The following is a 6404-nucleotide window of genomic DNA, read 5'->3' on the forward strand; positions in this document are numbered from 1 at the left end:
GTCGCCTGCAGGAACGTTTCAGTAGATCAGGGCCCGGATGAAGTGGGACGGGTGGGACTCGCACCCGCGGGGTGCGGGGCCCCGGTGTGCTTGCCCGGCGCGCTACGCCTCCAGCATCCGCTGCAGAAGATCCCGCAGGGACTCCCGCTCCGCCGTGCTCAACCCCGCCAACGGCTCCCGGGCGAAGTCCAGGGAATCCCGCAGGCTGCGAGCCACCTGCCGCCCCTCCGCCGTAGCCGCGGCCAGCTTCACGCGCCGGTCCTTCGGGTCGGGTCGCCGCTCGACCAGCCCCCGCGTCTCCAGCCGGTCCACGATCCCGGTCACGTTCGACGGCTCGCAGCGGAGTTTCTGGGCGAGGCGGCGCATGGGAAGCGGTTCCAGGGAAAGGAGGCCGAGGAGGCGGGCCTGGGCGCCGGTGAGCGTGTGTTCGGCGGCGGCGTCCTCGTACTCCTCGTGGTAGCGGGCCACCACCGTGCCGATGAGTTCGACGACCTCCATGGTCAGCGGGTCGATGCGGGGGGTCGTCTTCTGCGTGGGCATGGGTTCGAGGCTACCTCTTTACTTGACAACATGAAATATTCAAGCGCATGGTTGTTTCAGGTACTGAAGTAACCGCACGGTATGCGCCACCGCATGCACCACGCACCCGCAGGAAGGCCCACCCCCATGTCCGACACCCCCGCCCTCCCCGCCGCCAGCCGTGAATGGCACCTGCTGAGCCGCCCCGTCGGCTGGCCCAAGGACGAGGACTTCGCCCTGGTCGAGGCGGAGATCAGGCAGCCCGGCGCGGGTGAGGTCCTCGTACGGAACAAGTACCTCTCCGTGGACCCGTACATGCGTGGCCGCATGAGCGACGCGAAGTCGTACGTCGCCCCGTTCGAGCTGGGCAAGGTCATGCAGGGCGGTGCCGTGGGCGAGGTCGTCGCCTCGGCGGCCGAGGGCATCGCCGTCGGCGACCACGTGCTGCACTTCGGCGGCTGGCGCGAGTACGCCACGTTCGACGCCAAGCAGGCCGTGAAGGTCGACCCGGACGCCGCGCCGCTCTCCACCTACCTCGGCGTCCTCGGCATGACCGGCCTCACCGCCTACGCGGGCCTGCTGCGGGTCGGCGCCTTCAAGGAGGGCGACGCCGTGTTCGTCTCCGGCGCCGCCGGTGCCGTCGGCGGCCAGGTCGGCCAGATCGCCAAGCTCAAGGGCGCCTCGCGTGTCATCGGCTCCGCCGGTTCCGACGACAAGGTCAAGCTCCTCGTCGAGGAGTACGGCTTCGACGCCGCCTTCAACTACAAGAACGGCCCGGTCCGGGAGCAGCTCAAGCAGGCCGCCCCCGACGGCATCGACGTCTACTTCGACAACGTCGGCGGCGAGCACCTGGAGGCCGCGATCGGCGCGCTCAACCTGCGGGGCCGAGCCGTGATCTGCGGAATGATCTCCCAGTACAACTCGACCGAGCCGACCCCGGGCCCGCGCAACATGGTCAAGATCCTGCAGAACCGCCTCCGCGTCGAGGGCGTCCTCGTCGGCGACCACTACGACTTCCAGCCCCAGTTCGTCCAGGAGGTCGGCCCCTGGGTCGCCTCGGGCGAGCTCAAGTACCGCGAGACCGTCGTCGAGGGCATCGACAACAACCTGGAGGCCTTCCTCGGCGTCCTGCGCGGCGACAACACCGGCAAGATGATCGTCAAGCTCTGACCTCACCCCCGTGACGAACGCCCGCTCACGTTCGTTGCACACGACGGAGTCCGCACCCCTGGACGTGGGGTGCGGACTCCGTCGTGCGTGCGGGATCAGGTACATGTGCGGGACCAGGCGTATGTGCGGCTCTCAGTGCGCCAGCGCCGCCGTGTGCGCCGCCCGTACCAGCCCCATGTTCTCCGGTGCCGCCCCGCCGGGGAAGGCCATGCGGCGGCGGGTGTAGCCGTAGGCGAGGCCGCTGCGGGGGTCGGCGAAGGCCTGGGAGCCGCCCGCGCCGCTGTGACCGAAGGTGCCGGCGCCGAGGAAGGGGTACAGGTTCTCGGCGGTCGCCTGGAAGCCGAGGCCGAACGCCCTGGGGGCGCGGGCCACGAGGTCATGGCCGATGGAGTGGATCTGGCCGATCTCGCCGATGGTGTCGGGCTTCAGCAGTGGCGGCCGGCCGTCCACCGTGCTGATGGCCGCCGCGTACATCCCGGCGAGCCCACGCGCGGAGCCGACACCGCCCGCCGACGACTGCCCGCTCGCGCGCACGACGCGGGCGTTGGGGAAATCCGTCAGCTCTCCCGGTTCCGGCACCTGGTTGTTGAACGCGATCGACGCCAGTGTGTGCGGGCCGCGCGGTACGGCGTCCAGCTCGGCCTGCTGCGCGGGCGTGGGCGTCATCGGCAGTACGGTCCGGAAGCGGGGCTCGTGCTCGGCCGGCAGCCCCAGGAAGAGGTCGAGGCCGTACGGGGCGCGGACCCGCTCCTCGTACACCGCCTGGAGCGTGCGGCCCGTCGCCCGCCGTACGACCTCTCCGGTGAGCGCCCCGATGACGAGCGCGTGGTAGCCGAAGGCGCTGCCCGGACGCCAGAACGGGCGCTGGGCGGCGAGGCGTTCGGCGATGACGCGGTCGTCCGCCAGCTCCTCCAGTGTGAACCCGGCGTCGGTGCCGATGAGCCCCGCCCGGTGCGCGAGCAGCTCCCGCAGGGTCAGCGCACCCTTGCCCTCGGCCGCGAACTCCGGCCAGTAGTGGGCGACTTCACGGTCCAGCTCCAGTACGCCGTCCTGGACGAGGAGCGCGACGACGAGATGGGCGGCGCCCTTCGTGGAGGAGAACACGCCGTGCAGCGAGTCCCCGTCCGGCCCCCACTCCGTCCCCGGCTCCGTCTCCGCCGCCGGGACCGCCCACAGGTCGACGACCCGCCGCCCGTGCACATACGCGGTCAACTGCCCCTCGTAGTCGGCCCGTTCACCGGCCACGAACACGGCGAACTCCTCGCGCACCGCCTCGAAGCCGTCGGCGACCGTGCCGTGGACGGTGGCCTCCCCTGTCTGCTGCGTCATCGCGCTCCCGCCTGGATGATCGACCGGTGATGGGTGGGTCGGGACACCGTCAGCAACGCCCGGCCCACCTGCGGGAATTCCCCCTTCGGGTGGTCACGGAACAGGGGCTCCGTGCCGAAGAGGACCGCGTTCGGGCCGCTGACGACCGCCGCCCGGCCCGCCGCCGCTGCCGGGCCGCCGGTGCCGTCGTCCAGCGGTCGCCAGTGCCCGGAGACCAGCGGGTTCCCGGTGCCGTACGACTGCTCGACGGTGACGCCGCTGCCGAGATCGGTGAACCATACAGGCGCGTAGACGAAGCTGTGATCCGGCGCGCCACCGGTCACGGCGCCGCCCGAATTCACCACGCGCACCACACCGTTGGCGTCCCCGTTGCCCTGCACCGCCGTCGCCTTCAGCTGCCCGGTGGCCGTGGCGAGCGCGGCGCCGGTCGCGCCCCGGCCGACCAGCCCGTGGCCGGCGAGGAACCCGGTGAGAGCCGTACGGGCGGACGCGTTCAGACCGCCGTACGACAGCCCGGACGACACGAACAGCACATCGGCCCCCGACCAGTCGAAGCCCCCGTTCAGGATCGCCGTCGACACCGGGACCACGTCGAAGCCCATCTCGCGCAGCGCGAACAGCTCGCCCGCCGTGACGGCGGCGGCCACGCGGACCCGGTGCAGGGGCGTGCCCCTGACGTTCCTGGTCGCGTCGAAGGCCACGTCGTACGACCTGGCGAGCGCCTCGGCCTTCCGTCGCGCCGAGGACGGGACGAGCGCGCTGCCGTCGGCCGCCTGCCGTACCGAAACCCCGTCCTTGAGAAGAGAGTTGAGGGCGGCGATCTCCTGCGGGGAGTCGAGGCGGAGGCGCAGATCGCCGCGCGGGGCCACGTGGCCGACGCGGGCGGCGGACGTCACGGGGCGGGCGGGGACGGCAGACGGACGGCCGCTCTTCGCCTCCTCCACGGTCGCTCCCCACAAACGCCCCAAGCTCCAGCCGGAGATGTCGTACATCACCGAGACCTTGTCGCTGATGTCCCGCCCGTCGGCGAGCAGGACGTTGGCCAGCCCGCGCTTGGGCTGGCGCATGTCGACGACGTACGAGCCCTTCGCGTACGACCGCCCGCCGAGCCGGAAGGAGTGGGTCGCGCGCGTCACGCGTACGTCGTTGGCGAGCAGGTGGTCGACGAGCCGCGCGGCGGCCGTGGCGGACCGCTGGCCGCTGCCCGCCGGGATGACGTAGGCGCGCGCGAACCCGGTCGTGTAGACGTCCTCGGGACCGATGCCGGGCACCCCGGGGACGGTCTCCTCGGAGACCGGGACCTGGGCGGCGCCCGTGGCACCACGCCGGAAGACCTCGATCTGGTCGGCGATGAGGGAGGTCCGCTTCTCCCGTACGAAGTCGAGGGTCGCGCGCAGGGCCGCGCCCGCCACGTCCACGTTGATGGCGGAGCGGCGGCGGAGTTCGTCGACCGGCAGCGACTCGTACGCCGCGTTGTTCACCTGGAGCGGGATCTCCACGGTGTGCGCGGCGACCGTGCCGTGGAACGCCGCGTACTGCGGGGTGAAGACCGGCGGCCAGTCGTCCCAGCCCTCCTCCGAGTCGCGGAACGGGATCTGGGCCGGGTCGACGCCGTCCTTCTCGGGCGTGTAGCCGAGCCCGTTGACCGCGGACTCCATGCCGAGGGCGTTGGCGTAGGTGTTCTTCAGAAAGAGGTCGTACTCGTAGTTCTCGCCGTGCGGGGGAGTGGTCGGCTCGATGAGGGTGCCGTTGACGTACCCGTGCAGGTCGAGCATCACGGCCGGCTGCTTGTCGATCTCGATCTGCCGTATCGCCCGCACCTCGGGCTGCGAGGCGGTCACGAAGTCCCGGTTCATGTCGAAACCGTTGGCGTTCGTGCGGGTGCCCGCGATCCGGCCGTCCGGGTTGGCGGTGATGTTGAAGTACAGCCGGGAGTGGGCGAGGAGGTCCGTGGTCTTGCGGTCGGTCGCCGTCGCCAGCCGCTCGATGAGCTTCAGGGACGCGTCCGTGCCCTCCCACTCGTTGCCGTGGATGTTGTTGTTGAAGAAGACGGGCGTCTTGTACGACCTCTTGACGGTCCGGTCCTTGGCCGCCGACTGCGGTGCGCTCTCGATGAGTTCACGCATATGGACCTGGTCGCGGGCCTGGCGCGCGGTCTCCGGGGCGGTCACGGTGACGAGGTAGAGCCGGTTGCCGCCGGCCGACCGCCCGGCTATCTCCACACTCACCCGCTCGCCGAGCTCCTGGAGGGCGTTCAGCTTCGGGGCGATGGCGTGGTACGGGGTGAGGCCGAGCCTGATGGACTTGTCGGCGGGGTTCTCCGGGTCGGGGGAGAGGACCTGTTCGCGGGGGTAACCGCGACCGGAACCGGCCGTGCCGGCGAGGTCGACGACCGGTGCGGTGAGGGCCCGAACGGCCGCGCTCGCGGGGGCCTGGGCGGCGCCCTGCGGGAGGGCCGAGCCCTCCCGGACCGGCGGCCTCGGGTCGGCGGCGCCCGCGGGGTGCGGGGCGATCAAAAGCGACCCCGCGGTGACGGTGACGGCGGCGACGTTGAACAGTGCGGATCTCGGGCCGGGTCTCGGCGGACGCACGCTACCTCCTGGAGTGGGGTTCCTCGGACGTGCCGGTGCGGGTGTCAACCATGGGCGGTCAACCACAGGTGGTCTACATGTTCGACTCCCGGGCAACAAGAGGGCACGGCCGTCACGAACGCGTCGAACGGAACGTGGCCGGGTGCCGGAGAGGGCGTGCTGAGGGCGGTACCGGTCCGGTACGAGGTGAGACTTCGCGCGAGGCGAGGAAGACCCCCATGGCCCCGATCCCGTCGGCGATCCCTTCGCTGATGACGGTGCTGCGACGGACGACCCCAGCGGCTGCGCCCGACCGGGACGGCGGCTGCGCCGGCGTGAGCGCCCCAACGGCCGCCTTGGACCGTCCGCTCCGGACCAGCTGATTCAGACCGGCGCCCCAACGGCCGCCTTGGACCGTCCGTTCCGGACCAGCCGATTCAGACCGGCGCCTTGGACCGTCCGCTCCGGACCAGCCGATTCAGACCGGCGCCCCAACGGCCGCCTTGGACCGTCCGCTCCGGACCAGCTGATTCAGACCGGCGCCCCAACGGCCGCCTTGGACCGTCCGCTCCGGACCAGCCGATTCAGACCGGCGCCCCAACGGCCGCCTCGGACCGCCCGCTCCGGACCAGCCGATTCAGATCGGCGCCTCGGACTGCCCGCTCCGGACCAGCCGATTCAGACCGGCGCCTTGGACCGCCCGCTCCGGACCAGCTGATCCAGACCGGCGCCTTGGACTGCCCGCTCCGGACCAGCCGATTCAGACCGGCGCCTTGGACTGCCCGCTCCGGACCAGCCGATTCAGACCGGCGCCTT

The 6404-nt window shown here is 71.5% G+C and carries 4 protein-coding genes; 1 reads left to right on the forward strand and 3 read right to left on the reverse strand.

The genetic code is table 11. The features are described 5' to 3' along the window. Positions 1 to 102: 102 nt before the first annotated feature. Positions 103 to 540, reverse strand: coding sequence for a MarR family winged helix-turn-helix transcriptional regulator (locus ACFU53_RS22250; RefSeq protein ID WP_383994989.1), 438 nt, complete (start codon positions 538 to 540; stop codon positions 103 to 105). A 126-nt stretch (positions 541 to 666) separates the two neighbouring features. Here ACFU53_RS22250 and ACFU53_RS22255 point away from each other — a divergent pair, with 126 nt between their 5' ends. Continuing rightward, on the forward strand, positions 667 to 1689 hold the full coding sequence (locus ACFU53_RS22255; RefSeq protein ID WP_383994992.1) for an NADP-dependent oxidoreductase: 1023 nt from the start codon (positions 667 to 669) through the stop codon (positions 1687 to 1689). A 132-nt stretch (positions 1690 to 1821) separates the two neighbouring features. Here the strand turns inward: ACFU53_RS22255 and ACFU53_RS22260 are convergent, their stop codons facing one another. Together ACFU53_RS22260 and ACFU53_RS22265 are read right to left on the reverse strand one after the other, a co-directional pair. Beyond that, entirely contained in the window at positions 1822 to 3018 is a 1197-nt protein-coding gene (locus ACFU53_RS22260) for a serine hydrolase domain-containing protein (protein ID WP_383994995.1), read from the reverse strand. Next, entirely contained in the window at positions 3015 to 5609 is a 2595-nt protein-coding gene (locus ACFU53_RS22265) for a M14 family zinc carboxypeptidase (protein ID WP_383994998.1), read from the reverse strand. The genes ACFU53_RS22260 and ACFU53_RS22265 overlap by 4 nt, the downstream gene beginning before the upstream one ends. Positions 5610 to 6404 lie beyond the last annotated feature (795 nt).

The sequence above is a fragment of the Streptomyces sp. NPDC057474 genome (genome assembly GCF_042802555.1).
Classification (GTDB): Bacteria; Actinomycetota; Actinomycetes; order Streptomycetales; family Streptomycetaceae; genus Streptomyces.

Coding starts and splice junctions, on each gene's coding strand:
- ACFU53_RS22250 (WP_383994989.1), bottom strand. CDS start 540: ATGCCCACGCAGAAGACGACCCCCCGCATCGACCCGCTGACCATGGAG.
- ACFU53_RS22255 (WP_383994992.1), top strand. CDS start 667: ATGTCCGACACCCCCGCCCTCCCCGCCGCCAGCCGTGAATGGCACCTG.
- ACFU53_RS22260 (WP_383994995.1), bottom strand. CDS start 3,018: ATGACGCAGCAGACAGGGGAGGCCACCGTCCACGGCACGGTCGCCGAC.